Origin of the sequence: Halostagnicola sp. A-GB9-2, from assembly GCF_030068615.1 — an archaeon.
Taxonomy (GTDB): domain Archaea; phylum Halobacteriota; class Halobacteria; order Halobacteriales; family Natrialbaceae; genus Halostagnicola.
Genome location: NZ_JASJOC010000004.1, coordinates 387,196 through 412,818, shown reverse-complemented (window position 1 = coordinate 412,818; position 25,623 = coordinate 387,196). Strand labels below are relative to the sequence as shown.

General features: G+C 61.1%; 30 protein-coding genes and 1 tRNA gene. 12 read left to right on the top strand and 19 right to left on the bottom strand.

Annotation, left to right across the window (positions count from 1 at the left end; all coding sequences use genetic code 11):
* Window position 1: 1 nt before the first annotated feature.
* The 6 genes from argC to QNM96_RS13165 all read right to left on the bottom strand — a co-directional run bounded on the left by argC (window position 2) and on the right by QNM96_RS13165 (window position 6,625).
* Window positions 2-1,066, bottom strand: coding sequence for an N-acetyl-gamma-glutamyl-phosphate reductase (gene argC / locus QNM96_RS13190; RefSeq protein WP_283836871.1), 1,065 nt, complete (start codon window positions 1,064-1,066; stop codon window positions 2-4).
* The gene (gene lysX / locus QNM96_RS13185) at window positions 1,066-1,941 is read right to left on the bottom strand and encodes a lysine biosynthesis protein LysX (protein WP_283836869.1); all 876 of its coding nucleotides are present in this window, start codon (window positions 1,939-1,941) and stop codon (window positions 1,066-1,068) included. Before lysX ends, argC begins: the two co-directional genes overlap by 1 nt.
* Before the next feature lie 2 nt (window positions 1,942-1,943).
* Window positions 1,944-2,108, bottom strand: a complete 165-nt coding sequence (gene lysW, locus QNM96_RS13180) for a lysine biosynthesis protein LysW (RefSeq protein ID WP_049951598.1) — start codon at window positions 2,106-2,108, stop codon at window positions 1,944-1,946.
* 221 nt (window positions 2,109-2,329) lie between these two features.
* A complete protein-coding gene (argH, locus tag QNM96_RS13175; RefSeq protein WP_283836867.1) occupies window positions 2,330-3,889 on the bottom strand; it encodes an argininosuccinate lyase in 1,560 nt (519 codons plus the stop codon).
* A 2-nt stretch (window positions 3,890-3,891) separates the two neighbouring features.
* Window positions 3,892-5,133, bottom strand: coding sequence for an argininosuccinate synthase (locus QNM96_RS13170; RefSeq protein WP_283836866.1), 1,242 nt, complete (start codon window positions 5,131-5,133; stop codon window positions 3,892-3,894).
* 355 nt (window positions 5,134-5,488) lie between these two features.
* Window positions 5,489-6,625, bottom strand: a complete 1,137-nt coding sequence (locus tag QNM96_RS13165; RefSeq protein ID WP_283836865.1) for a hypothetical protein — start codon at window positions 6,623-6,625, stop codon at window positions 5,489-5,491.
* 86 nt (window positions 6,626-6,711) lie between these two features.
* Between QNM96_RS13165 and QNM96_RS13160 the strand changes: the two genes are divergently transcribed.
* The 3 genes from QNM96_RS13160 (at window position 6,712) to QNM96_RS13150 (ending at window position 7,896) form a co-directional block, all read left to right on the top strand.
* Window positions 6,712-6,894, top strand: a complete 183-nt coding sequence (locus QNM96_RS13160; RefSeq protein WP_283836864.1) for a hypothetical protein — start codon at window positions 6,712-6,714, stop codon at window positions 6,892-6,894.
* 66 nt (window positions 6,895-6,960) lie between these two features.
* The gene (locus QNM96_RS13155; RefSeq protein ID WP_283836863.1) at window positions 6,961-7,461 is read left to right on the top strand and encodes a 2'-5' RNA ligase family protein; all 501 of its coding nucleotides are present in this window, start codon (window positions 6,961-6,963) and stop codon (window positions 7,459-7,461) included.
* A gap of 75 nt (window positions 7,462-7,536) precedes the next feature.
* Entirely contained in the window at window positions 7,537-7,896 is a 360-nt protein-coding gene (locus tag QNM96_RS13150; RefSeq protein WP_283836862.1) for a hypothetical protein, read from the top strand.
* A gap of 30 nt (window positions 7,897-7,926) precedes the next feature.
* On the opposite strand, the gene QNM96_RS13145 is transcribed toward QNM96_RS13150, so the two are convergent.
* Window positions 7,927-10,101, bottom strand: a complete 2,175-nt coding sequence (locus QNM96_RS13145; protein WP_283836860.1) for an ATP-dependent DNA helicase — start codon at window positions 10,099-10,101, stop codon at window positions 7,927-7,929.
* 193 nt (window positions 10,102-10,294) lie between these two features.
* Here QNM96_RS13145 and QNM96_RS13140 point away from each other — a divergent pair, with 193 nt between their 5' ends.
* The 3 genes from QNM96_RS13140 (at window position 10,295) to QNM96_RS13130 (ending at window position 11,959) form a co-directional block, all read left to right on the top strand.
* Window positions 10,295-10,807 carry a hypothetical protein gene (locus tag QNM96_RS13140; RefSeq protein WP_283836858.1) on the top strand — a complete coding sequence of 171 codons (513 nt, stop codon included), beginning with the start codon at window positions 10,295-10,297 and terminating at the stop codon, window positions 10,805-10,807.
* Between the two features lie 69 nt (window positions 10,808-10,876).
* Window positions 10,877-11,395 carry a metallophosphoesterase gene (locus QNM96_RS13135; protein ID WP_283836857.1) on the top strand — a complete coding sequence of 173 codons (519 nt, stop codon included), beginning with the start codon at window positions 10,877-10,879 and terminating at the stop codon, window positions 11,393-11,395.
* A 429-nt stretch (window positions 11,396-11,824) separates the two neighbouring features.
* The gene (locus QNM96_RS13130; protein WP_283836856.1) at window positions 11,825-11,959 is read left to right on the top strand and encodes a hypothetical protein; all 135 of its coding nucleotides are present in this window, start codon (window positions 11,825-11,827) and stop codon (window positions 11,957-11,959) included.
* Window positions 11,960-12,040: 81 nt separating this feature from the next.
* On the opposite strand, the gene QNM96_RS13125 is transcribed toward QNM96_RS13130, so the two are convergent.
* Entirely contained in the window at window positions 12,041-13,060 is a 1,020-nt protein-coding gene (locus QNM96_RS13125) for a GntG family PLP-dependent aldolase (protein ID WP_283836855.1), read from the bottom strand.
* 142 nt (window positions 13,061-13,202) lie between these two features.
* Here QNM96_RS13125 and QNM96_RS13120 point away from each other — a divergent pair, with 142 nt between their 5' ends.
* On the top strand, window positions 13,203-14,363 hold the full coding sequence (locus tag QNM96_RS13120; protein ID WP_283836854.1) for a hypothetical protein: 1,161 nt from the start codon (window positions 13,203-13,205) through the stop codon (window positions 14,361-14,363).
* Window positions 14,364-14,457: 94 nt separating this feature from the next.
* Window positions 14,458-15,564: an aminopeptidase gene (locus QNM96_RS13115; protein ID WP_283836853.1), complete on the top strand. Its 1,107-nt coding sequence runs from the start codon at window positions 14,458-14,460 to the stop codon at window positions 15,562-15,564.
* Between the two features lie 117 nt (window positions 15,565-15,681).
* Here QNM96_RS13115 and QNM96_RS13110 read toward each other — a convergent pair whose 3' ends face one another.
* The 6 genes from QNM96_RS13110 to QNM96_RS13085 all read right to left on the bottom strand — a co-directional run bounded on the left by QNM96_RS13110 (window position 15,682) and on the right by QNM96_RS13085 (window position 18,637).
* A complete protein-coding gene (locus QNM96_RS13110; RefSeq protein WP_283836852.1) occupies window positions 15,682-16,455 on the bottom strand; it encodes an SDR family oxidoreductase in 774 nt (257 codons plus the stop codon).
* 75 nt (window positions 16,456-16,530) lie between these two features.
* Window positions 16,531-17,001 (bottom strand): type IV pilin N-terminal domain-containing protein, encoded by a 471-nt coding sequence (locus QNM96_RS13105; protein ID WP_283836851.1) that lies wholly within the window; start codon window positions 16,999-17,001, stop codon window positions 16,531-16,533.
* Between the two features lie 202 nt (window positions 17,002-17,203).
* A complete protein-coding gene (locus QNM96_RS13100; protein WP_283836849.1) occupies window positions 17,204-17,581 on the bottom strand; it encodes a hypothetical protein in 378 nt (125 codons plus the stop codon).
* Between the two features lie 42 nt (window positions 17,582-17,623).
* On the bottom strand, window positions 17,624-17,878 hold the full coding sequence (locus tag QNM96_RS13095; protein WP_283836848.1) for a hypothetical protein: 255 nt from the start codon (window positions 17,876-17,878) through the stop codon (window positions 17,624-17,626).
* 259 nt (window positions 17,879-18,137) lie between these two features.
* Window positions 18,138-18,212 (bottom strand) — tRNA-Arg (locus QNM96_RS13090).
* A gap of 47 nt (window positions 18,213-18,259) precedes the next feature.
* Window positions 18,260-18,637 (bottom strand): YccF domain-containing protein, encoded by a 378-nt coding sequence (locus QNM96_RS13085; protein WP_283836846.1) that lies wholly within the window; start codon window positions 18,635-18,637, stop codon window positions 18,260-18,262.
* Between the two features lie 202 nt (window positions 18,638-18,839).
* Here QNM96_RS13085 and QNM96_RS13080 point away from each other — a divergent pair, with 202 nt between their 5' ends.
* Together QNM96_RS13080 and QNM96_RS13075 are read left to right on the top strand one after the other, a co-directional pair.
* The gene (locus QNM96_RS13080; protein ID WP_283836845.1) at window positions 18,840-19,406 is read left to right on the top strand and encodes an AAA family ATPase; all 567 of its coding nucleotides are present in this window, start codon (window positions 18,840-18,842) and stop codon (window positions 19,404-19,406) included.
* Complete coding sequence (locus QNM96_RS13075; RefSeq protein WP_283836843.1) at window positions 19,403-19,828, top strand: RNA-binding domain-containing protein; 426 nt, start codon at window positions 19,403-19,405, stop codon at window positions 19,826-19,828. The genes QNM96_RS13080 and QNM96_RS13075 overlap by 4 nt, the downstream gene beginning before the upstream one ends.
* 1 nt (window position 19,829) lies before the next feature.
* Here QNM96_RS13075 and QNM96_RS13070 read toward each other — a convergent pair whose 3' ends face one another.
* The 4 genes from QNM96_RS13070 to QNM96_RS13055 form a co-directional block, all read right to left on the bottom strand.
* Window positions 19,830-20,780, bottom strand: a complete 951-nt coding sequence (locus tag QNM96_RS13070) for a hypothetical protein (protein WP_283836842.1) — start codon at window positions 20,778-20,780, stop codon at window positions 19,830-19,832.
* Window positions 20,781-20,877: 97 nt separating this feature from the next.
* On the bottom strand, window positions 20,878-22,275 hold the full coding sequence (locus QNM96_RS13065; RefSeq protein ID WP_283836841.1) for a signal recognition particle protein Srp54: 1,398 nt from the start codon (window positions 22,273-22,275) through the stop codon (window positions 20,878-20,880).
* A gap of 83 nt (window positions 22,276-22,358) precedes the next feature.
* Complete coding sequence (locus tag QNM96_RS13060; protein WP_283836840.1) at window positions 22,359-22,958, bottom strand: hypothetical protein; 600 nt, start codon at window positions 22,956-22,958, stop codon at window positions 22,359-22,361.
* A 94-nt stretch (window positions 22,959-23,052) separates the two neighbouring features.
* Window positions 23,053-23,691: a hypothetical protein gene (locus QNM96_RS13055; protein WP_283836838.1), complete on the bottom strand. Its 639-nt coding sequence runs from the start codon at window positions 23,689-23,691 to the stop codon at window positions 23,053-23,055.
* A 228-nt stretch (window positions 23,692-23,919) separates the two neighbouring features.
* Between QNM96_RS13055 and QNM96_RS13050 the strand changes: the two genes are divergently transcribed.
* The gene (locus QNM96_RS13050; RefSeq protein WP_283836837.1) at window positions 23,920-24,645 is read left to right on the top strand and encodes a hypothetical protein; all 726 of its coding nucleotides are present in this window, start codon (window positions 23,920-23,922) and stop codon (window positions 24,643-24,645) included.
* Between the two features lie 76 nt (window positions 24,646-24,721).
* Here the strand turns inward: QNM96_RS13050 and QNM96_RS13045 are convergent, their stop codons facing one another.
* On the bottom strand, window positions 24,722-25,279 hold the full coding sequence (locus QNM96_RS13045; protein WP_283836836.1) for a cupin: 558 nt from the start codon (window positions 25,277-25,279) through the stop codon (window positions 24,722-24,724).
* A 135-nt stretch (window positions 25,280-25,414) separates the two neighbouring features.
* Here QNM96_RS13045 and QNM96_RS13040 point away from each other — a divergent pair, with 135 nt between their 5' ends.
* Window positions 25,415-25,621 (top strand): hypothetical protein, encoded by a 207-nt coding sequence (locus QNM96_RS13040; RefSeq protein WP_283836835.1) that lies wholly within the window; start codon window positions 25,415-25,417, stop codon window positions 25,619-25,621.
* Window positions 25,622-25,623: the final 2 nt, after the last annotated feature.

Sequence of the window (25,623 nt, the reverse complement as noted above, 5' to 3'; positions counted from 1 at the left end):
TCTAGGGTGCCCCCACGGGGTGGAGTCCCGCGAACTCGAGGCCGGCTGTCTCCTCTAAGCCGAGCGCGATGTTCGCCGCGTGGACGGCCTGGCCGGCCGACCCCTTCATCATGTTGTCGATGGCCGAAAAGACCACGATGCGTTTGTTCGATGGGTCGAGTTCGAAGCCGACCTCCGCGAGGTTCGTCCCGGCGATTGCCTTCGGTTCGGGGTAACGATAGACGCCCGAGCCGCCGGCGGCCATGCGAACGAACGGTTCATCTTCGTACTCGCCGCGGTAGGCCTGCCAGAGGTCTCCCTTCGAGACGGGACCCGACGGGAAAACGTGACTCGTCGCGCTCGCGCCGCGAATCATGTCCACGGCGTGGCAGGTAAACGAGACCGACGTGCCGAGGAACTGCTCGATCTCGGCCTCGTGTCGGTGGCCAGTCGGCGCGTACGGGCGCACGACGCCCGAGCGTTCGGGGTGGCTCGAGGCCTCGCCGCCGCCGGCTCCGCCTTCGGAGGAGCCGACCTTGACGTCGACGACGATCTGTTCTCCTCCCTCGAGGATATCGTGTTCGAACAGCGGATACAGGCCGAGGATCGTCGCCGTGGCGTTACAGCCGCCGCCGGCGATGAGCTCCGCACCCTCGAGGTTCTCGCGGTTGATTTCGGGGAGCGCGTACTCCGATTTCTCGAGGTACTCCGGCGCGTCGTGGCCGTCGTACCACTCGTCGTACTGGGACTCGCTCTCGAGACGGAAGTCCGCCGAGAGGTCGACGACAGTGTCCGCAACGTCGAAAAAGTCGTCAATCTGGCCCATCGAGACGCCGTGAGGCGTTGCGGTAAAGAGGACGTCGACCGACTCGAGGTCCTCGGGTTCGGTAAAGCGCAGATCAGTTCCGCGAAGCGGCGGATGGACCGAGCCGACACTCTTGCCCGCTTTCGAGCGACTGGTAACTTCGGCGAGTTCGATGGAGGGGTGGCCCGCGAGCAGACGCAGGAGTTCCCCGCCCGTAAAGCCGCTGCCGCCGATGATGCTGGCCGTGACGGACGCGGCGTCCGAACTATTGCCCGCAGACATCAGGCGGTCACCTCGAGCGAGGAATCGGCTTCCTCGGCTTTCCGTTCGATCCAGTCGACGACGGTGCCAGCGATGTCGGTCTCGACGGCCGAATCGAGCGCCTTGAACTCGACGGTGTGGTTGACCTCGTGGACCGTATAGCTGTCGCCAGTTTCCATGAGATCGACGCCGAGCAGTCCGCCGCCGACGGCGTCGCTCGCGTCCTGGACGAGGGCTTTCGCCTCGTCATCGAGTTCGAAGACATCGGTCTCGGCACCTTTGGCGGCGTTCGTGAGCCAGTGGTCCGAGGAGCGAGCCATCGCCGCGACGGGTTCGCCGTCGATGGCCAGCACGCGGATGTCGCGTCCCGGTTTCTCGACGAACTCCTGAACGTAGAACACCTTGTGCTCGTAGTGGCCGAGCGTGGCCTTGTGCTCGAGAATCGCCTCCGCGGCGTCTCGAGTGTCAATTTTGGCCATCAGGCGACCCCACGAACCGACGACCGGCTTGAGGACGCAGGGGTAGCCAAAGTTCTCGATTGCCTCGAGCGCGCTGTCTTTCGTAAATGCGACGGTCGTCTCGGGCGTCGGTACGCCCGCAGCCTCGAGCGCGAGGCTGTTTTTGACCTTGTCAGCGCAGATATCCGCGGTCGTGTTCGAGTTGATGATCGGGATATCGTACGCCTCGAAGAACTTCGTCGCGTACAGGCTGCGACTCGTCGCGAGACAGCGATCGATCACGATGTCGAGATCGGCGAACGAATCCGGCGCGCCCGAGATATCGAACGTCTGCTTGCGCACGTCGATCTTTTCGACCTCGTGGTCGCGGTCGCGAAGCTCCGAGAGGAGCAGCTTCTCGTCCTTGCGGATTCGTGAGTAGAGTAATCCTATTTGCAAGGTTACTCACCCCAGTCCTCTTCGAGCTCCGGGGCCCGTTCGAGGACTGGCGGCGCGGTGTCGACGACTTCCAGCTCTGCTCCACAGGTTGTACAGTCAACGATCTCTCCAACTTCCAGATCGTCGTGAAGGGCGACGTCCGCCCCGCACTCGACGCATTCGGTCATTGTATTCCCAACTGGGAGGTGATTACCCTTAAACCTGTCGAACCTAACAGCACAATTACAATACTGCACACCACACTAACGGTGTGTACGTGTCTTTTTCAGGAATATCCAGACCGATATATCACTATTTAGATATAGTTCGCCCCCGCGGGGGCGGCCGGAGTGAGGGGGCCATAAAGCCGGTTGCGGAGGAATGATCCGGACGGCGTGTCGAAATCGCGTCACACATACCCACTCACCTCTTCGCGGAGCGATGCATGTGCGCTCGCGAGGTGGTCTTCGAGCCCGTCTAACTCCTCCCGGTCCGCCTCAAGCGTGCCCCGACCGGACTCGAGCTGGGCTCGGACCGCCGTCGGTGCGGGGCCGCCCTGGGAATCTCGGCTGGCCACGCTCTCGGTCGGATCGAGCGCCGCTTCGACGGCCTCGAGAGCGACGTAGCTCTCGAGCGGTTCGCCCAAGACGTCCGCCGCGGCGGTTTCGACCGCCTCGAGTTCGTCCGACGCATCCGATTCGGCCGCGTGTGCGACGACTTCGTGGGCGGTTCTGAACGGCAGCCCGTTCGCCGCCAACAGATCCGCGACGCCGGTCGCCGTCGAAAAGCCGGCACCCGCCTCCTCGGCGAGTGCGTCGTCGTTCCAGTCGGCCGTTGCAACCGCGCCAGCCGCAACTTCCGCTGCCTCGGTGACGGCGTCGACCGTCTCCCAGGCGTGGGGCGTGGCGCGTTGTAAGTCGCGGTTGTACGCACGCGGCAGTCCTTTCAGCGTCGTCGTTAACCCCTGTACTTCGCCGGCGGCGTCTCCCGCGACCGCGCGAACCAACTCGAGCGTGTCCGGGTTTTTTTTCTGGGGCATGATCGACGACGTCGAGGAGTAGTCGTCGGAAAGGGAAACGAAGCCGCGGTTCGCGAAGATGATCACGTCTTCGGCGAGTCCCGACAGCGTCGTCGCGAGCGTCGACAGCGCCTGGGTGGTCTCGAGCAGGAAATCCCGGCTCGAGGAGGCGTCCATCGAGTTCTCGAGGACGGCCTCGAACCCGAGCAGGTCGGCCGTCCGTTCGCGGTCGATGTCGAACGTGGTTCCTGCAAAGGCCGCGCCGCCGAGGGGAGACTGGTTGATTCGACCGTACGCATCCACCAGCCGAGCAGTATCGCGGCGGATCGCGTTCTCATAAGAGAGCGCCCAGTGGCCCACCGTGATCGGCTGGGCCGGCTGAAGGTGCGTATAGCCCGGCATCGTGGTCTCCGCGTGCTCGTCGGCCACCTCGAGGAGCGCCTCACGGAGTCCGAGCGTCGTCTCGAGCGCCGAAAGTACATCCTCGCGGAGGCGGTATCTGATGCAGGTCGCCACTTCGTCGTTGCGCGAGCGGGCGGTGTGCATCTTGCCGCCATCGGAGCCAATCTGTTCGATGACGGCGGTTTCGATCGCCTCGTGGACGTCCTCGCCGTCGGGAAGGCTCTCGTGGCCTTCGACTTCGATCGCGTCGAGTGCGGTGAGGATTTCGCCCGCAATATCCGTCTCGATGACGCCGCACTCGGCGAGCATCACGACGTGTGCGCGATCGACCTCGAGGTCAGCTTCGAAGATGCGTTCGTCCGCCTCGAGCGAGGAGAGAAAGCTCCGTGCGGGGCCGCCGCTGAATCGGTCCCGGCGGACGACGCTGTCGTCCCCGGCTGATTCGTCTGCGGTGGCCGTCTCGGTCGCCTCGACCGTGTCGGCTATCTCGTCCGTAGCACTCCCGTTACCGCCATTGGGTGCCCCGTCGTCAGCGTTCTCTCCTGTCATAGTTACTCCTCGGTCGAATCGTCGTCTTCGCCGCCGTCGGTCGTGAGGGAGACGGCGTCGCCGCCGATGTCTTCAATTGCAGCGTTGGCGAGACGGCGCTGGAAGCCGTGGTACTTGGCGACGCCCGTCGCGTCTTCCTGCTTGATCTTGCCGACCGTTTCGGTGTCGAAAGAGGCGTGGGCCGCCGAGTACGCGGCGTACTCGCTGTCACGGGCGACCGGGCGAGCCTTCCCACCTTCGAATCTGATAGTTACCGTTCCGGTAACGCGTTTTTGGGTTTCGGCGATGAACGCCTCGAGCGCGTCGACGAGGGGCGCGTCGATCAGCCCCTCGTAGCCCTTCTGGGACCACTGCTGGTCGATCTGCTGTTTGAACTGACGCTCTTCCTGGGTGAGAACGAGCCCCTCGAGCGCCTCGTGAGCGTTGAGAAGCGTCGTCGCGGCGGGGTGCTCGTAGTTCTCGCGAACCTTGAGTCCGAGCATGCGGTCTTCCATCGAATCCGTGCGACCGACGCCGTAGGAGCCGGCGAGTTCGTTGAGCGTCTCGATCAGGTCGATGGCGTCGTACTCCTCGCCATCGATCCCGACGGGGTACCCCTGTTCGAAGGAGATTTCGATCTCCTCGGTCTCCCCGGTCGGATTCTCGGTCCACTCGTAGATTTCCGTCGGCGGAACGTAGCTCGGGTCCTCGAGTTCGTCGCCTTCGACCGAGCGACTCCAGAGGTTGGTATCGATCGACCAGTCGCCGCCGCTACCGCCCTCGACGGGCAGGTCCTTCTCGTCGGCGTACTCCTGTTCCCACTCGCGGGTGAGGCCGAGTTCACGCACGGGCGCGATGACTTCGAGATCCGAGTCGCGCCAGATCGCTTCGAAGCGGAGCTGATCGTTTCCTTTGCCCGTACAGCCGTGGGCGATGCCGGTACAGTCGTTTTCCTCTGCGACCTCGAGAATCGCCTCGGCGATCACCGGGCGCGCGAGAGCGGTTCCGAGCGGGTATCCCTGATAGGTCGCGTTCGCGCGAACGCTATCGAGACAGAGGTCGGCGAATTCTTCCTTCGCGTCGACAACGTAGTGCTCGAGGCCGAGCGCTTCGGCCGTCTCTTCGGCCTCGTCGAACTCGGAGGCCGGCTGACCGACGTCGACGGTGACGCCGATAACATCATCGTATCCGTACTCTTCCTCGAGCAGCGGGACACAGACAGTCGTGTCCAGTCCGCCCGAAAACGCAAGTGCCACACGTGTCATATCGTACTCGAGTGAAACGGAAGGGGAGACTTAAGTTCGTTGGTTTAGTCTCCGTAAAATTACGTTAGAGCGTCTGCTAACTATGAAATCGAGAGTTCGAAGGTGTGGAAAGCATCGGGACTTGGGGAAGGAAATAGTACGGGCTCAAAGGGCCCGCCGCGGCCGCCGCCGAGGGACGAACCTGTCGGTCTCAGAAACGATGCCCTGAATACCGACGAGGTTTCTCATTGTTCGAGCTAACACACTCGAGTCCCTTAAATCCTCCTGGCCGGGCAAATGTTACACATCCGAGTCACAGACGCGACAGCGGCAACGAAAAAACGAGGTCACTCTTGTGACCGAACGCACGTGTGGACTATTCAGTTGCTTCGGTTGCGGAGTCGTTGTCTTCTCCCGCTTCGGGCAACGTTAGCACGTTCTCGCGGCCGATTCTGAAGACGTCGACTTCGCCGTCTTCTCGGAGTCCGCTGACGACCTGGCTGGTCTTGGCCTCCGTCCACTCGAGTTCCGAAACCACCTGTTGCTGTTTGAGTCGGCCGCCGCGTTCCTCAAGCAAGCGCAGAACGCGCTCTTCGTTGCTCAACAGCTCCGGTGGCGGCATCGTCACCTGTCCGGAGCCCGCAGCGGCCGAATCCGTCGGCTCCGGCGACTCGTCCGGATCCACTGCCGGAGCATCATCGTCGCGTCTGAACAGCCACCCTGCAACGGCGGCGACCGCTGCGACGGTAACAAGGACGAGTGCGGCGACGAGACCATCGACCGGAAGGACACCCGTCGTGCCGTCGTCCGGTGTGGGCTCGTTCGTCGCGGCCCCCTCTTCGATCAATTCGACCTGTGGCGGATGGCTGTCCGATCCCGCACTGTCGCCGTCCCACAGCACCCAGTTATCGTTGAGTGTATCCGGTTCCGGGTCAACTGCAGTTGCGTTGTGCGTCTCGGGCCAGGACATCTGCAGTTCGGTATCGTCGTCGAACATGAACCCAGCCAGGGCGTCACCCGCCTCGATGCGGTTTAGCTCGACGTAGGCGAACGATTCCCACTCGAAGGTGAACTCAACGTGCCCGTACTCCCGCGGAGTCGTACTTTCATCCGTTTCGACGGCGAACGACGAGAGATTCATCTCTCGATTCGTTTCGTTCTCCCCCTCCTCGAGCGTGTCCTGCCAGCGGTCGGATTCCTCCCCGATGTACGTCTCAGCGTTCTCGTCGACATCAGCTGACAACGTGTCCCACTGCTGTTCGGTCTCGGTATTGTTCCCGATCAGATACCGGTAATCGACGAACACGGTGGCGTTACCGTTCGGCTGAAGTTGCATTTCGATATTGATCGTATCAGCATCATCAAGTGTCAGTTCTTCGTTGCCCTCTTCCTGTATCGTCGGTGACGGGGCCGTTCCCGCATCCGGCGTCGCAACTGCTGACGGGCCCACCACGAGCAACAAACCTGTTACCACGAGCACACAAGCCAGGGCTCGAAGCCCCTTCCCGACCATTGTACGGTGATGGTATGGCCGCCTAAATAGGTCTTTCCGACTCAGACGACACAGTGCTTATGAGACAGTCATCCCAAAGTGAACGTATGATCGATACCAGAGGGAACATCGAAGTCGAAACCTTGCTGAAGATCGTCCTCGGATTGCTCGCCATCTGGCTCGCTCTCTCTATCGTTGGCACCATTATCAGCGGCTTGATACCGTTCCTGCGGCTTCTGATAATAGCTGCAATCGTACTAATCGTTCTCTGGCTACTTGACCTCATCTGATACACCGCCCCACCAAAACAAACTCGAACCGAACACTAATACGGCACCAAATCGAACCGCAGGCAAGTGTACAGCGTCAACGTCCCGGTTCCCGGTCAGGTTCGAAAGCTCGCATCCGATCTCTATCCTTCGTTGCAGGCCTTCGAGACGACTCGCGAGGACCACTCGATGGTACTCAAGCGACTCGGCGACGCCGACCACATCTCGCAGTTGCAACACCGCTTCAACCGCGCACTCGAGGGCACACCAGCCGTCGAGGCCCGGATTACCGGGATCAACTACTTCGCAGACCCGCCGCTGGGAACCGCCCCGGTCGTCTACCTGGCCGTCGAGAGTTCCGGTCTCGAGTCGATACACCACGAGTTGACCAGCGCTTTCGAACCCGTCGACGACCTCGAGGGAGCGGACTATGTCCCCCATATCACGCTCGCCCGCGGCGGCGACCTCGAGGACGCAAAGCGCCTCGCCTCGCGAGAACTCGAGCCGATCACGTGGACGGTCGACGGCCTCGAATTCTGGGACGGGACGTACAAGTTACCGGTGAGTCGCGTCTCGTTACCGGCCTGAACGGATTCCTGATTGGTCTGGTCGAGTCAGAAAACAGCCAGAAAGTATTACACGCCGGTGTTAAAATCACATCACATGAACAGACGAGCGTTTCTGGCGATCGCAGCGGTCACTCCATTAGCCGGCTGTGGCGGCGTGTTAGGCGGCGGTGGCGTCGATACCACTCTGGATGACGAAGAACGAGCGGAGTTCGAAGCGGACGAAGGAGCCGAACTAACCGTCACCGTCGAGGTCGAAGAGATCGAAGAACCAGGAGAGGACGGGAACATCGAGGCAGAACGGGACTCACTTGGATTCCAGATCCAACACGAGGACAACGGCCCCATCGACACGTGGAGTATCGAAGACGAGGAGACGTTCGAGGTGACCATCGAGAACGGCGGCACGCATTATGCGGTCGTCACCAGCGGAACTGCAGACGTCACTATCGAATAAGGAGACGACAAACGGCGCAAACCGCGTTTCTCACGGTGCAGGCGCCTCGTCGTCGTACCGATCGTGGTCCGCGTAGAAGTTCAACATCGCGAACTTGAGTTTCTCCGGATCGATATCGATCAGCTCGTCGCGCTCCTCGAGCGGGAACGTGCTGTTGACACTGTACTTGCCGAGATCCGACTTCGATCGAGAGGAGTAGCGCCGATCGAGGAGGGCTCGCACGCCGACGTCTTCGGGCGAACGAATTACCCGGCCGAGCGCCTGTCTGGTCTTTCGTACGGTCGGAATCTCGACGGCGTATCGCCAGCCAGTGTTCGTGCCATCGAACGCCGCGTCGTAGGCATCTTGAACCGCTTCGGCTCGGTCATCGAGGTGCGGGTAGGGGACGCCGACGACGAGCACCGTCGTGGCGTCGTCGCCGTCGAAACTCACTCCCTCCGCGAGGGTCCCCCACAGCGACGTGCACAGGACGGCGTCGTCGTCCGCGATGAATTTCTGGCGCAGTTCTTCGACAGACACGCCCGGTTCGTCCTTGTAGATGGATGCGGCGGGGGCCCGCTGCTCGAGTCGGTCCGCGTACCGCGTCGCCTCGTTGTAGTTCGGGAAAAAGACGAGCGTGTTGCCGGGAGTGAGTCGAACCGCGTTGTGGATCGTCTCCGTAACGGTTTCCTGAACCCCGGGATCGTCCCGATCCGAAGAGAAGAGCGGCGGCGTCTCGACGGCGTACGTTCGTCGGTTCTCCTCGGGGAACTGCAGACCGTAGGCCATCGTCACCGGTTCGGAGAGCCCAAGCACGTCCTTGGTCACATCGAAGGGCTGGAGCGTCGCGCTCATCAACACCGTCGAGTGCACTTCCTCGAACAGTTCGCCCGTCACCTGTCGCGGGAGACAGCTGTACAGTTCGGCGCGGCCGTAGACCTCGCCGGTTCCCGCGTCTCGGCGAACCGAAACGACCGGATACAGACCCTGGTCCGTCCCCTCGTCCATCCACGCGCTGACGAACGCCGCGGCCAGTAACGTCTGACACTCCGTTCGCGTCGCGGTCTCTCCCTCGCGGTACTGCTCCTCGTACTTCTCATCGAGTCGTTTTCCGAGTTTCAGCGCCGCCTCGAGGTCCGAACCGATGCCCTGCCCGGAGTATCGCTGCAGGAAGGCGATCGTCAGGTCGTCTCGACCGTCCTCGTTGCTGATAGGGACGTCCTCCCAGTTCTCGTCGATCTGTTCTCGCTTTCCAAAGCCGAACGACTCCTCGTAGGTGTCGACGAGAGCGGTTCCAAACGCGCTGATAACGTTGGCCGCGTCTTCGGCGAGCGGGTCGTCGGTATCCGCGAGTTCGTCCAGCGCGGACTCGAAGGTTCGTTCCGTACAGGTTCGGGTCGCGTGTTCGCGGGCGGCGTCCTCGACGTTGTGGGCCTCGTCGAAGACGGCGATCACGTCCGAAGGATCCCGCCCGAGCCACCGGAAGAACTGCTCGCGAATGCCCGAATCGAGGAGGTGATGATAGTTACAGACGACGAGATCGACGCCCTCGATCCCCTCCTTGAGGAGTTCGTAGCCACAGAGTTTGCGCTCGTCGGCGTACTCGTAGATCTGGTCGGGCGTTCGGACGTCCTCGAAGAGCCAGCCGAAAAAGTCCTCAGTGTTCTCGGTGAGGTTGTTGTGGTAGTACTCGCAAACGTTCTGGTCGTCGATGTCGTCGATATCGTCCTCGAGTTCCTCGAGTTCGTCCATCACCGCGCTTCGGGCTTCAGCCGCGCTCGAATCGCCCTCCCGGCTCTCAGACAGGAGTTCTTGCTGGCGTTGCTCGAGCTGTTCGCGATCCCGTTCGGTCTCGACGAGCGATCGGGTGTTGTCACGGAGCGCCTGACACTCCTCGTACTCGACGTCGATGTGACACATCGAGGATTTTCCTTTAAATACGATTGTCCGGATCGACTCTTCGTCGGAAATCGCTCGAGCCTCGGCGACGAACTGGCGCATCTGCTGGTGAACGTTCGTCGTGATGACGACCGTCTTGTCCTGCTCGCGGGCGACCTCGAGCGCCGGCGCGAGCGAAGACAGCGTCTTGCCCGTTCCGCAGGCACCCTCGAAGAGGACGTTTTGCCCGCGCACGAGCGAGTTGTACATCCGCTCCATCGCCTCCCGCTGGTTTTCGTACGGCTCTTCGTAGGGGAAAAAGCGCATGTACCCGTCAGTCTCGGCCACGATGAGTGATACGTCCCTACTCCGATAAAAGGATTCGTCTCGGTTCGATACCCGTTCGGCCAACGAAGGCCGCTGTGTGACGGAGAAATGACTTCTTCCGGGTGATTCAGAACGAAACGTCTCGCTGGGAGGACATCGAAACCCGGCGTACGCACGCATCAATCATACTACCCCGCCACGCTGACGGCAAACCATGGCAATTCCCGGATACGATTCGACCGACGTGCACGAGATCGCCCTCGAGTATCAGGCTGACGGCCCGACGGCTCTCGATTCGATAGAGCGCGAGGATAACACTGCTGAAAGGGGAGCCGGCAAGGGGGAGGACGCCGCCGTTCGCGAACGTGCACGCGCCGCAATCGTCGCCGACGCGGTTCCCGATTCGATTCGTATTCGCGAGAGCGATCGCGAAGCACCCGACGGTGCGCTTACTGAACCGGTCGAGATCGTCGGCCTCGGGGGAGTCGACGGACTCGAGGCGATTCAACTGACGCTCGAGTACGATCCAGCGGGGCTCCCTCCCGGAGCGAGTCCGACGGACGTCGCAGTCGGCCTCGAGACGCCGACAGGGTACGACCAACTTCCCTCCGAGGTGGACCTCGAGAAGACGACCGTCACCGCTATTCTTCCGGAACCACCGTCGGGTGAAACGGTCGTCGCAATGTACGAGAAGAACGACGAGAAGCTGGTAAGCCGGGTCGAGTAATTGGGTTCGAAAGCGAACGGCCTCCCGAGCGAACGAAACATTCGTCGTCCCTGACACAGTAGCACCCCTATGATCGCGATTTTCTCCGACACGCACAGCACCGGTGGCCACCAACTCGAGGGAGCACCCCTCGAGGCGACTCGCGATGCCGACCTCGTCCTCCACGCGGGCGATTTCACGAGCGCAACGGCTCTCGAGGCGTTCCAGTCCGAATGCGACCTGTTGTACGCGGTTCACGGAAACGCCGACTCGGTCGCGGTCCGGGATCGACTGCCGACCGCACGAACCGTCGAATACGATGGACTCCGAATCGCCATGACGCATCGCCGAGACGGCGGCGAAACGGGTCTCGCGATGTTCGGCCGGTCGCGGGACGCCGACATCGTCATCTCCGGACACACCCATCGCCCCGTCGTCGTCGAAACGGCGGACAGTATCCTTCTGAATCCGGGTAGTCACGCCGATCCCCGCGGGAACAGAGCCGGATTCGCCACGATCGAATCCGGACCGGACGGGTTCGAAGGGCGCTTGCTCGAGACCGACGGAAGGGTGCTCGAGACCTTCGGCGGCGAAAAAACGACTGACTGATCGACCGGATCCTCTGTCCGGTTTGGACAAAGTGAGACAGCAGGACAGCAATTCGGAAGCGTCAGCGGGGACCAGCAGAACGGGGGAACTCAGCTCGGTTGTCCGAGGCAAAGAGAGTCCAGGTGGACTCCGAGTAGGGGGTGGTCGAATGGGTCGGACCGGCTGTGGTCGGTCCGACGGAGGCAGGGACCGCGGACAGGAGCCCCGGTCATGGGGGAACAGCCAAAGGCTGTAGAGGGGTTCGACCGGGACAGATACGACTACGTTCTCGACTGAAAAATACCCGCGGTAAGCTGAAATCCCAGTTTTAGCTAGCGGAATCGTCGTCGAGAACACCAGATTTTCTGATCGGGAGCACGAAATACGTCACACGACTGACCTTCGAACGAGGTCGAAACGATTTTGCGCCGCCGCGCTGTAGACCCGGCTATGCTGGGATTCCTCCCCGACGACCCGGTCATCATCGTGGTGGTCCTGATACTGCTGTCGCTGATCTTCTTTTCGTATCTGCTGGTCCGTCGAACCATCCTCGAGTTTCGAGACGGAATGGACGGCGGCCGTTGAGAGGAATCTCTCGGACGATACACCACATGCGGGTCCGTGTGGCCGTAGACGACCGCTCGTCTCTCGATGATCGGTCGTCTCTCAGGCGAGCGCTTGCGTTACACGTCCGACCGCACGCTCGATATCATCGCGGGTGACGGACCGATGCGTACAAAACCGGATCGTCGTCGGACCGAAGGGCGTCGCACCGACCTCGTTTTCGCGTAATCGGTCGATAACCGACTCGACATCGCTAGCCAACTCCGAGACATCGGCGATAACGATGTTCGTCTCGGGTTCGGCGACCTCGAGACCCCCAATACCGTCGAGTCCGTCGGCCAGCACGCGTGCGTTCTCGTGATCCGCCTCGAGATCGGACACGTTCTCGAGGGCACAGAGTCCGGGGTTCGCGATGATCCCGGCCTGGCGCATACCGCCGCCGAAGAGCTTGCGAACCCGCCTCGCCCGCTCAACGAACTCCGCACTGCCGGCCAGCATCGATCCGACCGGCGCACCGAGGCCCTTCGAGAGACAGAACATGACGGAGTCGGCGTGATCGGTGATCGCTGTTGTGGGAACCTCGAGCGCCGTCACCGCGTTGAACACTCGCGCCCCGTCGAGATGGACGGCTACGTCGCGTTCGCGAGCGGCTTCCGCGGCCCGTTCAATGCGTTCGGGCGAAATTGCAAGGCCGCCCCGGGCGTTGTGGGTGTTTTCGAGACAGAGCAGGCCGGTTCCCGGCCGGTGGAGATCCTCCTCGACGCATGCCGACGCGACCCGCTCTGCGGTCGGGACGCCACGCGGCCCCGCGTCGAGCATTCGAACCTGCAGATCCGCGTGCTGGGCGAATCCGCCGAGTTCGTACTTGACGACGTGGCTCTTACGATCAGCCAGCACCTCCTGACCGCGATCCGTGTGGACGCGAGCGGCGATCTGGTTCCCCATCGTCCCTGATGGAACGTACAGGGCGGCCTCCTTGTTCACCAACTCCGCAGCGCGGTCCTCGAGTTCGTTGACCGTCGGATCCTCGCCGTACACGTCGTCGCCGATATCGGCGTTCCGGGCGGCTTCGCGCATCTCCTCGTCGGGGGTCGTTACGGTATCCGAGCGGAGGTCGATCATACCGGATACTGTATCGGCTCCTCCCTAACCGTATCGGAGACCAGACGACGAGCCGGGACGAGAAAAGTGAGCCGAGAATGCTCCGATTTGGGGAGGAGACACCGATGGTTTCAATTCGGTATCACGTCTGGACTCGAGACGAATGGTTCCCGGTCCAGACGACGACAGTGGTGATGGCGACGGTTGGAACGGCGATACTGACAAATGGGATACGCACAATGACGGAACGGGCAGCGGCGAAGACGGTGGCGACGAACGCAGTAGCGATCCCGACGACAGCGATACGAACCGTGACAGGGACGACACGAACCACGACGACCGCGACACTGGCAGCGGTGACGAGCCGAATTCGTTCGAATGGCACGTCAGTCGGATTACCAATCGGTTCGGTGAGCTTCTGGTATTCGCGCTTATACCGCTCCTGACGACGCTTCTCGACACACAGAGCGTCCGTCAGGCCCTCCGCCAGAATCGCGGCGACTTCTCGATCACGTTCGAGTTCGTGCTGCCGTCGCCGCTTCTCGATCTCTGGGCGTTCGCCGACCCACCGGAGCCGGCTGACCCCCAGTTTCCGGACGGTGGCCACGGAGGGTCGGCGATCGAACCGTCGGGCGGGACGGCAGGCGGAGACTCAGGCGTGGGGTCCACCGGTCGGACCACCTCGAGCGGCACCGATCTGACGGTCGAGAGCCACCTCGATATCATGACGGCTCCGTTCGAGGTGCTGGGGCTCACGCTCGTTCCGATTCTCGTTCTCAGCGTGCTCGCGTCCGCCGCTGTGTTCGCCGTGCTCGAGGCAGTCTACGTCGGCGGAATCGATCGGCGGCTGGAAAATCGACGGAGCGAGCCGATCGAGTGTATCCGACGCTATACCCCAAAATACTTCGCGTACACCCTGCTCGTACTCGGATCGACCCTGCTGTTGATCCCCGTTCTGCTCGTCGCGCCCCTCCTGTTCCTCCTTGCGCTTCCGGCCACGCTCGTGCTCGGCTATCTTTTCTACGCCGTCCCGTTCCTGTTCGTCGTCGACGACGCCGCATTCTTCGAGGCGTTCGAACGATCCCTCGAGTTCGCCCTCGAGGGCGGGGTATACTTCTGGTTTGCTGTCAAACACGTCGTGATTACGGTCGGAGCGTCGGTCGTACTCTCGATACTGGTGAGCGTCGGTGGTCCGATCGGGTTCGTGCTCGCGGTCGCGCTCACAATCCCGCTCGCGCTCGTCCTGACCGCGGCGACGACGTCGTTCCTCCGAGAGCTGGTCGAACTCGCAGATCGGGATACGACAGACTGGGGGGTCTCATAACGGTTTCCGGGACACTGAGACAGGTCGATACTTCCAGAAGGAATCGATACCCGGATCACAAACCGTTTTTCACGGCCGGGTCCGATATCCGGGTATGGACCCACGCATCCGCGAACACGCCGAAATCATCGCGAACCACTCTGTCGACATGGCGGAAGGCGACAACGTCGTTATCGACGCTCACCCCGTCGCCGAAGACCTCGTCGTTGCCCTCCACGAAGTGATCGGCGACAAGGGAGCCAACCCCCTCACGACGAGCCAGCGAACCGGAACCCGAAACCGACGCGCCTACCTGAAAGCCGCGGGAGCCGACCTCGAGGACGACGAGTTCGAAACCCCCGAACACGAGCAGGCGTTAATCGAGAACACGGACGTCTACATCGCGATCCGTGCGAGCGACAACGTTACCCAGACGAGCGACGTCGATCCTGAGGTCAGCGCCGCGTACCGACAGGCCCAACGCCCGATCCTCGAGGAGCGACTCTCGAAGCGGTGGTGTCTCACGCAGTATCCAGCTCCGGCGAACGCACAACTCGCCGAAATGAGCACCGATGCCTACGAGAACTACGTCTGGGACGCCGTCAACAAGGACTGGGAGGAGGTCCGGGAACACCAACAACAGATGGTCGAGATTCTCGACCCCGCCGACGAGGTTCGGATCGTCAGCGGCGAGACGACCGACGTGACACTGTCGGTTGCGGGCAACCCGACGATCAACGACTACGGCGAGAACAACCTTCCCGGCGGCGAAGTATTTACTGCCCCCGTCCCCGACAGCGTCGAAGGCGAGGTACTCTTCGACATGCCGCTGTACCACCAGGGTCGGGAAATCACGGACGCGTATCTCGAGTTCGAGGGCGGCGAAGTCGTCTCCCACTCCGCGGAGAAAAACGAGGAGACGCTCACCGAGGTGCTCGAGACCGACGACGGGGCCCGGCGCCTCGGCGAACTGGGTATCGGAATGAACCGGGATATCGACCAGTTTACCTACAACATGCTATTCGACGAGAAGATGGGCGACACCGTCCACATGGCCGTCGGGCGAGCCTACGACGACACAGTCGCCGAGGAAAACGAAGCCAACGAGTCGGCCGTCCACGTCGATATGATCGTGGATATGAGCGAAAATTCGTTCATCGAGGTCGACGGGGAAGTGGTACAGCGGAACGGTACCTTCCAGTTTGAGGAAAGCGAGGTCTGAGTCTACGAAGACCTCGAATCGGAACGGCGAGCACGCGAGCCGTGGAGACAGGTTCTAACGTGCTCGAGGAGGAGGAGTACCGCGACGAACGACAGTGAGTCGCGCTTTTTCGCCCGACTACTGCGTGTTCGTCATCCCGCCGTCTACCACGAGCGACTCGCCGTTGACGTACCCCGAGAGGTCGCTCGCGAGGTACAACGCGGCGTCGGCGACATCCTCGGGTTGGCCGGCGCGGCGCGAGGGGATCCCCTGAACGAACCCCTCTTCGGCTTCGGTTCCCATGATCTCGACGTCCTCGGTCGTCATCATCGTCTCGATTAATCCGGGGTGGATGACGTTCACGCGGATCCCCTCCGGACCGAGGTTCGCGGCCATCGCGTAGGTCAAGAGCCGAACCGCCCCCTTCGTGCCGCAGTAGGTGACGAAGTCGGCCGATCCCTCGAGTCCCGCCACCGACGAGAGGTTGATGATCGAGCCGCCGTCCGATTCGACCATCCGTTTGGCCGCGGCTTGCGCGCCAAAGTAGGTCCCCTTGACGTTAATGTCCATCATCCGATCGTACGTCTCCTTGTCAACCTCGAGAAACTCGTCCCCGTGGAAGATCCCCGCGTTGTTGACCATCACGTCCACGCCGCCGAACTCCTCGGCCGCGTCGACGGCCTCCTCGAGATCCGACTGACTCGAGACGTCACAGTCGACGTACGTCGCGTTGGCGTCCGTCTCCGAGTCGATCAGTTCGTGGGTCGGTTCGCCGCCCTCTCGAGGTTCCTCCTGGATATCCGCGATCACGATGTCGGCACCTTCCTTGGCGAATCGCCGAGCGATCGCTCGGCCGTTCCCGCTCGATGCACCGGTGATCACTGCAACGCGATCTGAGAGCATTGGTGACATTGCAATGGGACGAATCACGAGCGAGCTAATAAACTCGAGAGGGGTATTCAGTAGCTGATCGTATCAACACTCGAACTAGGCGCCACCGTCGTACTCGAACCGATCCATAGGTGTGCTTCCGTCGCCAGCGTCCCAGACGACCTGAACCGTTCCGCCGCCGTCGTCGAGACCGGCATCTGAATCCTCGGCGAGCGTGAACGAATCGCCGGTCGACGTCGAATTGCCCCAGGTCGTCGCATCGACGCCCCCGCTGGAACTATTCGCCGTCGCACGCAGTTCACCAGTCATCCCGTCTCCGGTTATCCGCACGCCCGCCGCGTCGAAGTCGTCGCCGCCAGCGTGGGCGATCGTCACGGTCTCGTCCTGCTGGTGAAACTCGAGATTGACGGTCGGCTGTGACGGTTCGTCGGGAATCATTCCCATCACGAACCCCGCGATAATGGCGGCCATTATCACCGTAATTCCGACCATCAGAACGATTCCGATGACGGGACTCACTGCGTGTTCGTCCGACGGTGCCGCTCGCTCGAGTGAAGGGGCGTTCATATCCATTGGTGAAACACCTGCGGACGGGTGGAATTGGACACGGAACGATCGCCGAGACGCGTGCGGTCTCGAGAGTCGTGTCGGGGAAGCTGTCACGTGGTCCGTCCGACCCGCAGTGCTGGGCAAGCCTCCCTCGTCATCCACTAAAAACGCTCGTCCGGTCGGGGCGCATGCGACGATTCGCGGACGAGGTACCCTCGGACTACTGTCGGCGATAGATATCGACGCCGAGCACCATCGCCCACAGGTACAACACCGGCAGCATGAGCGTCGCCGCGTCGAAGAGGAAATGTCCCTCCGACCCACCGCCGTAAGCGGCGACGAGCGAGTACGTTGCCAACGCCACGGTAAGCACGCCGAGAACGACGCCGGCCGCTCCGACGTATCGGTGCGTGATCCGGGTCCGACGGAGCGCCCACCCCAGCAACGCCATCGCGCTCCCCAAGAGGACGCAGTACATGAGGAGGTGACCGGCACCGAACGGAACGATAATCGCATCGACCACCAGCTCGTGTTCGCCCTCTCGAGCGGCCCGAACGTCTACGTAGGCCCAGGTGACCCACTGCAGGCCGTGAAGCACACCCAGACCGAGGATTCCGACGGAGAGAAAGCCCGTGAGACCTCATCTGAGTGGCTCGATCCACCGTAACAGGATAGCGACACCCAGCGCCAGAATCGCGACTGCGAGCGCCCACAGCGCGTGACTGAGTATTCCCAGCGTCGGCGACAACGACGGCGGCGTATCGGTCTGGATGACCAGCAGTCCGCCGATATAAAACGGGATTCCGGCGACCATCAAAGCAATGCTCGCTCGAGTAAGTTCGCGTGGATGGTTGCTCGCTCTCGAGTCGGCGGACGCGGCGGTTTCCCCGGACATGATGGGTTCTACGACCACGAGAGGAAGGGAAAAGGTTCGTGGGAGAGACACGGTTCTCGAGGCGTAGTGCTCGAGCAAACTGTGTCTCGGGGTGAACCAAAGCGGAACGTGAATAGAGAGCGCTCGAGGGGGTTATAGGAGGGAGAGACAAGGGATTCAAACCACGGCTGAGAACCTGCGCGAAGCGCAGAACCTCAGCCTGATTCGAATCCCATCTCGGTGAGTGATTCGCTCCTCACGTCCGTTCGTCGCAGAATCACGGGCACGATGGGATTCGAACCCACGACCGTCGGATTAGAAGTCCGACGCTCTATCCAGACTGAGCTACGTGCCCTCGAATACGTTTCGCCCCCCAAAGGCCATAAGCAGTTGGGATTTCCCTCAGCCGTGGAACCGATAGAGCGACGTGACGAACGGCAGGCGGTTAGCCAACCAAATCGCAACCGGTAGTCCGATGATCGTGATCGCGAAGATGACAGCGACGTTTGCCCAGAGGAAGCTCAACCACCAGCCTACGAAGACGAAATATAGCGCCCGGACGAGCAGGGAGTGCTGACCGCGAGCGAGATCCGGTTCGGTGAACGAACGGGATTCCTGGAGGGTCAACACGGTTGGAACGAGATTGATGAGTTTGATCCCGATCGGTGCGAGGACAACGGTAACGTTCAGGAACCAGGCCAGATTGACCACGATCGGCGTGAGCCACCAGCCAATGAAGACGAACCAGAGCGCCCGGACGAAAAACGAATGCTGGGACATGGGATAACAGAAGCTCTTCCTTCGAAATAACTTCGTTGGTCGATCCGTTCTCTGTGGGGCACTCTCGAGTGACTCGAAACGGACAATGGGCGACTACTCGAGACAGGAGAGACGACCGCTCGATGCAGATCTCGAGTCTAGCCGCCCCCGAATCGCGGGCGAGACACAGCCCTTATGCAGTCCTCGCCTGTACTCTTTCCCGATGCACGTCATCGGAACGGTGGGATTGCCCGGCAGCGGCAAGGGCGAGGCCGCCACCGTCGCACGCGAAGCGGGGATTCCGGTTGTAACGATGGGCGACGTCGTCCGTCAGGAGACCGCCGATCGCGGGCTCGATCCCGCGAAAGATCACGGAACAGTCGCACAGGCACTTCGCGAGGAGAACGGCCCGGCGGCGATCGCCGAACGGTCGCTGCCGATGATCGAGGATCGCCTCGAGGATCACGACTCCGTCCTCGTCGACGGCCTTCGCTCTGGGGTTGAGGTCGACGCCTTCGAGGAGCGCTTCGGCGCGGACTTTACGCTCGTGAGCATCGAAGCGCCGTTCGATCTTCGCGCTGAACGGATCGATGCGCGCGGGCGAGACGCGAGCGAGGACGACGGGGGCGAAGGCCTCGAGTCACGCGACGAACGCGAGCGCGGCTTCGGGATGGACGACGCGATGGCGCGAGCGGATGTCGTCGTCGAAAATACCGAGACACTCGAGGCGTTTCACGATCGGATCCGAACCATCATTCGAGACGGCGAGCAACAGATGCAAAATTCATGAGTCAGAGTCAAACCGAAATCTACCGCGTCGACGTCGAAATTACGGCACCGGTGTACGACACGGAGGTAACCTCCCGTGTCGCCGACGCCGCGACGAACATCTTTCCGAACGCCGAACTCGAGGAGAGCCTCGGAGAGATCAGAGGAGAGACACACTCACTCGAGCAATTCTCGGATCTCCTGCACCGACAGGAAATCCTCGACACCGCCCGCGGCGAGTTCTTCTCGAATCGAGAGGGACAGACATTCAGCTTCGCGCTGAAAAAACAAGCGGCGTTCGAAAACCGGGTGAACTTCTCGGTCGGCGAGCCCGACGAACTCGGCGAAATCGCGGTCCAGGTCCGAGTCGAGGAACCGAGCCTGGAGGAGTACGTCGACCACGTCGCCCCGCCGACTGAGGACGGTCGACCGATCGATTCCTGAGTTAACAGTTTTCGGCCTTTTCGAGCGCATCCTCGCCGTTGCTCTGATGTCGTTGGGTAGCGAGGACGTCACCGTCGTCAGCGGCGGACGCACCTTCTTCGAACTCCGTCGCGGCCATCTCGAGGTGGCCGCTCTGACAGGTGGCGGTGTCGAAGTACCCCTCGAGACTGTCCGGAGCATCCGATTCGCCATCAGAAAACGTCTCCGCCGCGTCAGCGAACGAACTCGCCGCGTTCTCGAACGCCGACTCCGCGCGTTCGTACTCGCCCGCGTCGAAGCGTTCCTCGCCTTCGTCGAGCCCTTCGTGTCCGGAGAGCATCGACTCGTATCCAGAAATCAGCGATTCGAAGGATCCGAGCACCTCTCCCAGCGTTTCGGCTCCCGACTCGACGCGATCGATCTCGACGATCGAGTGGTCCTCGAGAGAGTCTCGATCGAGCGCCCCGAGAATGTCCATCGCCTCGTCGTGGCTCGTTCGAGCGTCATCCGTCTCCTCACTGCGAATCTCGAGCGTTTCGGTTGCCGACGCCGTGTCACCGCTGTCCATTTCGGCGGAAACGGTCTCGATATCCTCCTCGAGCGTCTCGTCAGTGAGCGTCTCAAGAACGTCGACCATTCCTTCAAGAACGGTCGAATAATTCCGTAGCTCATCACCGATATCCGAGTTGTCGACAGCCTCGAGTTCGGTTCGTGCGGTGTCGATAAACGATCGCGGCTCCGACGGCGAAAAATCGACGTCGTCCGGGTTCTCGAGGCCGCTTTCGGCCCCGTCGATGGAGACAGCCGCTTTGTTCAAATTGCCGACGGCGCGGTTGATACTGCGCTCGTCGGCGCGGTGGTCGTCCGGAAGCGGCTCTCCCTCCTCGGAGTCCATGATTCCGCCCAGACAGCCGGCGAGAGATGAGACGACAGCTAAACTGCCCACAGTCGAGAGATACTGGCGACGATTCATACTGACGAACGCAGTTACGAGGGCAAGAAACTGATGGCCGAATCGGCTCGAGAAGGTGTTAGACGGCCATCATCAACAAACGACGAAAGGGTTTGGGTTATCCGAACGGACCCATGCCACCCATTCCGCCGCCGCCTCCGCCGCCACCGCCCTGTTGCATCTGTTGCATCATCCGTTGCATCTCCTTTTCGGAGCCCATACCCTGGAACTGCTTGATCGTTCGTTCCATCATCTTATACTGCTCGAGCAGTTCTCGGACCTTATCTTCGTCCGTGCCGGAGCCGCGAGCGATCCGCTCGACCTGGCTCGCACCGATCGCTTTCGGGTACTCCTTTTCGGCGTCGGTCATCGAGTCCATGATGACGCTGAAGGTGCGCATCCGGTCCTGGGTGACGTCCATCGCGTTGTCGGGGAGCTGGTCTTTGATCCCGCCGCCGAAGCCGGGGATCATATCCATAACCTGATCGAGCGGCCCCATGTTGTTCATCGCCTCCATCTGCTTTTGCATGTCGTTCAGGGTGAACGAGCCCTGCAACATGTCTTCGGGATCCCAGTCTTCCTCTTCGACATCGGTTTGTTGCATCGCTCGCTCGACTCGCTCTGCGAGCTGGCCGAGGTCGCCCATCCCGAGCAGTCGCGAGATGAAGCCGTCCGGCTCGAAGCGTTCGACGTCCTCGACCTCCTCGCCGGTCCCGAGGAACGCGATCGACGAATCCGTCTGGTCAACCGCCGTCAGCGCGCCACCACCCTTTGCGGTCCCGTCAAGTTTCGTGATGACGACGCCGTCGATGCCGATCGACTCGTCGAACTGCTGGGCCTGATCCTTTGCGCCCTGACCGATCGCCGCGTCGAGGACGAGCAGGGATCGATCCGGTTCGACGACGCCTTCGATCTGTTCGATTTCGGCGATCAGGTCGTCCTCGAGTGCATGGCGACCCGCCGTGTCCACGATGTGAACGTCGGCGTCACTGGTCGCCTCGAGGCCCTCGCGGGCGATCTGGACGGGGTCCTCGCCATCGGGGTCGCCGTAGAAGTCGACCTCCGCACGTTCGCTCATCTGCTCAGCCTGATCGTACGCGCCGGGTCGGAACGTGTCCGTCTGGATGACGGCCGGACGGAGTCCCTTCGTCGAGAACCACCACGCCATCTTGGCCGCGGAGGTCGTTTTACCGGATCCCTGCAGACCCGCAAGGAGGATCGTCTGCTCCTCGAGGGGCAGGTCCGTCGACTCGCCAATGAGTTCGACCAGTTCTTCGTAGACGATACGGAGGACGAAATCGCGTGCCGGAGTCCCGGCGGGGGGCTCTTCCTCGAGCGCCCGCCGTTCGATGTTGTCCGACAGCTCCATGACGAGCGAGACGTCGACGTCGGCGGAGAGCAGCGATCGCTGGATCTCCTTGACGATCTCCTCGACGTCCTCTTCGCTGATCCGTGACTTCCCGCGGAGTTTATCGAGGGTGCCCCGAAGGGAACTCCCGAGATCGTCGAGTACCATTTGCTCGGTGTACGAGACGGCGGCGTTAAAGCCTTTTTCTGTGATGGCCGACAGCGACTCGAGCGATCACGACGCCAGCACGATCACAACCCCAGTAACGCGTCCAGTACCATCTGTCCGGGGATGGCGCCGACGAAGACACAGAGAACGAGCGCAGTAACAGTCTTTTGGACTCGTTTTTCGTACTCGTTGAGGTCGGTATTATCGGCGTTCGAAATCTGGAGGGCGCGAACAGGACGCTTGTAAAGCGGCGTCTCGCGATAGCTCGGCGACTGATTCTGCAAGTAGCGTTTTCGCAGTCGTCGCTGTTTCCAGAACGACCACACAGTGTACCCAACCATCGAAACCGCAGTTCCGGTGAGCGACAAGAGCCACGTCCACCCGCTGATCGGATCCTCGAGATGGGGTTGATCGACGAACGGTTCGTCGGACTCGATGAGCAAGACCGCGACCAGCGCGAGCATGGAGAGTATCGTCAGCAGAAAGAACGCGAACGCGAGCCGAGCGAACAGCCCGCCCAGATCGGGCGGGATCACGATCGCACGGATCCACGACTGGTCGTCGCCCTCGCCGTCTTCGTCCTCACCGGCTTCGTCCCACCTCGCGTTTTCGGCGTCGGTTTCCGACCACCCGCTTTCGTCGTCGTCATCGTCGCCCGACCCGATCCGAATTCGCATGACCATGCTGGTCAGTTACTCGGTCGCGACTACTGAAAGATTTCGACAGTGTGTGGTCAGTACAGGTTTGACCAGTGAAAATTTGATAGCGATCAGAAGACTAGAAAAGTTCGTCGAGAGGCCGGTCTGCTCCGTCTTTGGTCTCGACGTTCTCATCCGGCTCAATAGGAGGAGCATCGAAGAGCCGGCCACCATCACGTTCTCGGGCAGCGAGCGCGTTATCGATAATCGCCTCTGTTTCGTCGTCGATTTCTGGGATTTTGAGGGGGTCACTGACGGCTTCTGGCAGTTCTGGTCGCGGCGCATCCTGATGTCTCTCGATTTTCTCGGTAAGATAGAGATTTTCCTGTAGGGCACGCAGAACCGGGACGTACCGGAGGTAGCTGTACTCATCTAAGAGGGATATTCCGTAGCTGGTGAACCCCCAAAACTCCTGTGGGTCGTTATGCTCGGCCTCATCTCCACGGTATTTGTACTTCGCCATCACCCGTTTCTCTGTAAGTCGGTCGAGATGCTCCCGGATGGTGGAGCGATTCTTGGGCACGAGGTATTCGAGTTCGTCGAGTGTCGCCAGGTACTTCGGATGCCCAAGCACGGCTTGGATGATGTGGTAGCGGGTTTCTTGAGTGAGGAATTGGTGTGCCCGTCGCTGTTTCTCGATCGGCATGACGTCGTCACCGCCAAATGGGTCTGCCTCGCCGCCGCCCGAACTTCGTGGACTCCCCGCACTGTTGCTCATACGTGTCTGTTTCGTCTCCACTCCTGTAACTGTTCGGGATAGGTAGGTTGGGATTATAGAGTATTTACAACCCGGATATGAACGTTTAAGTCGAACACATTTGTAGTCAATAATATGAACGGTCCACGGGTTCCGCGCAATTCGTACGCCATCTACCGGGCTGTCGACCGAATTTTCGAGGGGATTAGCTCCCCACCACAGGGAGACTACCACGAAGTCGTCCGGTATATGAACGAAGAACTCCCCCGGTTCGAGCAAGCCGATAGTAGCTACCTGGTTCTTGGTAGCTACCGCAGCGCATACGGACGACGCCTTCGAGAGTTCGCTAACTGCCTCAACATGCCAACGAACGCTGAATCAATCGTTCTCGGGGATACAATCGACTTGGATACCGAGGTTGTCCCCGAATTCGACATCAAAATCAACCTCCTCGGTGAGGCAGCAGATTACATCGCTGGCGTCTATGAGAAGGAAAACGGTGGGGAGAGTCCGGAACTCGGGGTTGTCAGAGCACTCTTCGTGAACAAGACATTCGTGTTGCCGCGCGACTATACTGGTCTCACCCGCGATAGCCTGGAGACGCGAGAAAACGTCATCCAAGCTGCTCTGGCGGTCTACTACGCTGACTTCGATCATATCGATAGTAAGCAAAGAGTCGCCGAAAAAAAGAAAGCGGAAATCGCATCACTGCTGACAGCAGCGCGAGAGGGAGGCGTCGACATCACCGAGCGAGAACTTACCGACATCATCAAAGAGCGTCAAAGCGACATTGATGAGGCGCCCGCCGAATATAGCTGGGTCCACCTGAGCTTCTTCAAACGGTTTGAGGCGATGGACCAGTGCCACCCCTGGACAACGTTGGCCGAGCTGCGAGATCTTGCCGATGAGATGCCGGGGCCAGAACGCCCGCGGTGGGAAACTGAATTTACCGTAGGGACGTTCCACGACGAATAGCTACACCGTACCGTTCACTAACTCCTATTCTCTCCGGCGTTGGGTATTCAGAGAACAAAACGACTCGAGAACCCACCTATTCGACATCCATCGTCGCGCCACAATCGGGACAGACGAGTTCCGACTCGGTTCCCGACGAGATTCCCATGTGCTCGAGTCCGCACTCGGGGCACCCAATAGTTCTATCGTCCAGCGTCGGAATTCGGGAAATTCGCACGTCGTCGCTGTTTTTCGGCGCACCCAGCGCGAACGCGACGACTGTCTCGTCAGCGTCGTTTTTCCCGGACTGAAACTCGCCGGGAGCGAACCGAATCGCTTCGCCGGCGTCGACGCTAATTTCGTTTCCGTTGCTCGAAGGGGCGTTCCCGTCACCCGAGCGGTCGTCCCCATCCTCTCCGTTCGAACTCGAGCGGTCTCGCCGGAGCTCGAACGTCACGGTCCCCTCGAGGACGAGAAACACTTCTTCTTGATCCATGTGCGTGTGGACCGAGCCGCTGAATCGTTCACCGGGCTCGAGGACGTACCGGGTGATCGCAACGTTGGACGTTCCCAACGGGTCGGCTAACGCGCGCCGATCCGAGTGACAGTCGTCGTCGGGAGTGGGCTCGACCTCGTCGATGGAAACGCGCTCCATGCTCGAGACAGTGACACGAATTGGCAAATACCTGTGGCACGAGCCGAAAGTGGTTTACACAACTCGAGGAGAGCCGAGCTCCGTCGGGAACCCGTTGTCAGCAGATATTTGATGCCGCCAGCGATAGTTTCGGGTATGACAGGCGACCCTCGAGACGCGAGCGAACTCGCGGATGACGAGTCGATCACCGTAACAGTCGAGAACGACCTCTTCATCGCAGAAGACGAAGAAACCGGCATCTCGAGCCAGGGGCAGACCGAGGAGGCGGCCCTCGAGAACCTCGCCGCGTCACTCGAGACGTACCGCGAGGGAGAGACGGACGACGATGGCGGCTGGCTGTAGTC

What these genes read in the sequence shown, in the direction of transcription:
- argC (WP_283836871.1), bottom strand. Translation starts at nt 1,066, where the DNA reads ATGTCTGCGGGCAATAGTTCGGACGCCGCGTCCGTCACGGCCAGCATC.
- lysW (WP_049951598.1), bottom strand. Translation starts at nt 2,108, where the DNA reads ATGACCGAATGCGTCGAGTGCGGGGCGGACGTCGCCCTTCACGACGAT.
- argH (WP_283836867.1), bottom strand. Translation starts at nt 3,889, where the DNA reads ATGACAGGAGAGAACGCTGACGACGGGGCACCCAATGGCGGTAACGGG.
- QNM96_RS13170 (WP_283836866.1), bottom strand. Translation starts at nt 5,133, where the DNA reads ATGACACGTGTGGCACTTGCGTTTTCGGGCGGACTGGACACGACTGTC.
- QNM96_RS13165 (WP_283836865.1), bottom strand. Translation starts at nt 6,625, where the DNA reads ATGGTCGGGAAGGGGCTTCGAGCCCTGGCTTGTGTGCTCGTGGTAACA.
- QNM96_RS13160 (WP_283836864.1), top strand. Translation starts at nt 6,712, where the DNA reads ATGATCGATACCAGAGGGAACATCGAAGTCGAAACCTTGCTGAAGATC.
- QNM96_RS13150 (WP_283836862.1), top strand. Translation starts at nt 7,537, where the DNA reads ATGAACAGACGAGCGTTTCTGGCGATCGCAGCGGTCACTCCATTAGCC.
- QNM96_RS13140 (WP_283836858.1), top strand. Translation starts at nt 10,295, where the DNA reads ATGGCAATTCCCGGATACGATTCGACCGACGTGCACGAGATCGCCCTC.
- QNM96_RS13135 (WP_283836857.1), top strand. Translation starts at nt 10,877, where the DNA reads ATGATCGCGATTTTCTCCGACACGCACAGCACCGGTGGCCACCAACTC.
- QNM96_RS13130 (WP_283836856.1), top strand. Translation starts at nt 11,825, where the DNA reads ATGCTGGGATTCCTCCCCGACGACCCGGTCATCATCGTGGTGGTCCTG.
- QNM96_RS13125 (WP_283836855.1), bottom strand. Translation starts at nt 13,060, where the DNA reads ATGATCGACCTCCGCTCGGATACCGTAACGACCCCCGACGAGGAGATG.
- QNM96_RS13120 (WP_283836854.1), top strand. Translation starts at nt 13,203, where the DNA reads ATGGTTCCCGGTCCAGACGACGACAGTGGTGATGGCGACGGTTGGAAC.
- QNM96_RS13115 (WP_283836853.1), top strand. Translation starts at nt 14,458, where the DNA reads ATGGACCCACGCATCCGCGAACACGCCGAAATCATCGCGAACCACTCT.
- QNM96_RS13110 (WP_283836852.1), bottom strand. Translation starts at nt 16,455, where the DNA reads ATGTCACCAATGCTCTCAGATCGCGTTGCAGTGATCACCGGTGCATCG.
- QNM96_RS13105 (WP_283836851.1), bottom strand. Translation starts at nt 17,001, where the DNA reads ATGAACGCCCCTTCACTCGAGCGAGCGGCACCGTCGGACGAACACGCA.
- QNM96_RS13095 (WP_283836848.1), bottom strand. Translation starts at nt 17,878, where the DNA reads ATGTCCGGGGAAACCGCCGCGTCCGCCGACTCGAGAGCGAGCAACCAT.
- QNM96_RS13085 (WP_283836846.1), bottom strand. Translation starts at nt 18,637, where the DNA reads ATGTCCCAGCATTCGTTTTTCGTCCGGGCGCTCTGGTTCGTCTTCATT.
- QNM96_RS13080 (WP_283836845.1), top strand. Translation starts at nt 18,840, where the DNA reads ATGCACGTCATCGGAACGGTGGGATTGCCCGGCAGCGGCAAGGGCGAG.
- QNM96_RS13075 (WP_283836843.1), top strand. Translation starts at nt 19,403, where the DNA reads ATGAGTCAGAGTCAAACCGAAATCTACCGCGTCGACGTCGAAATTACG.
- QNM96_RS13070 (WP_283836842.1), bottom strand. Translation starts at nt 20,780, where the DNA reads ATGAATCGTCGCCAGTATCTCTCGACTGTGGGCAGTTTAGCTGTCGTC.
- QNM96_RS13065 (WP_283836841.1), bottom strand. Translation starts at nt 22,275, where the DNA reads ATGGTACTCGACGATCTCGGGAGTTCCCTTCGGGGCACCCTCGATAAA.
- QNM96_RS13060 (WP_283836840.1), bottom strand. Translation starts at nt 22,958, where the DNA reads ATGGTCATGCGAATTCGGATCGGGTCGGGCGACGATGACGACGACGAA.
- QNM96_RS13055 (WP_283836838.1), bottom strand. Translation starts at nt 23,691, where the DNA reads ATGAGCAACAGTGCGGGGAGTCCACGAAGTTCGGGCGGCGGCGAGGCA.
- QNM96_RS13050 (WP_283836837.1), top strand. Translation starts at nt 23,920, where the DNA reads ATGAACGAAGAACTCCCCCGGTTCGAGCAAGCCGATAGTAGCTACCTG.
- QNM96_RS13045 (WP_283836836.1), bottom strand. Translation starts at nt 25,279, where the DNA reads ATGGAGCGCGTTTCCATCGACGAGGTCGAGCCCACTCCCGACGACGAC.
- QNM96_RS13040 (WP_283836835.1), top strand. Translation starts at nt 25,415, where the DNA reads ATGACAGGCGACCCTCGAGACGCGAGCGAACTCGCGGATGACGAGTCG.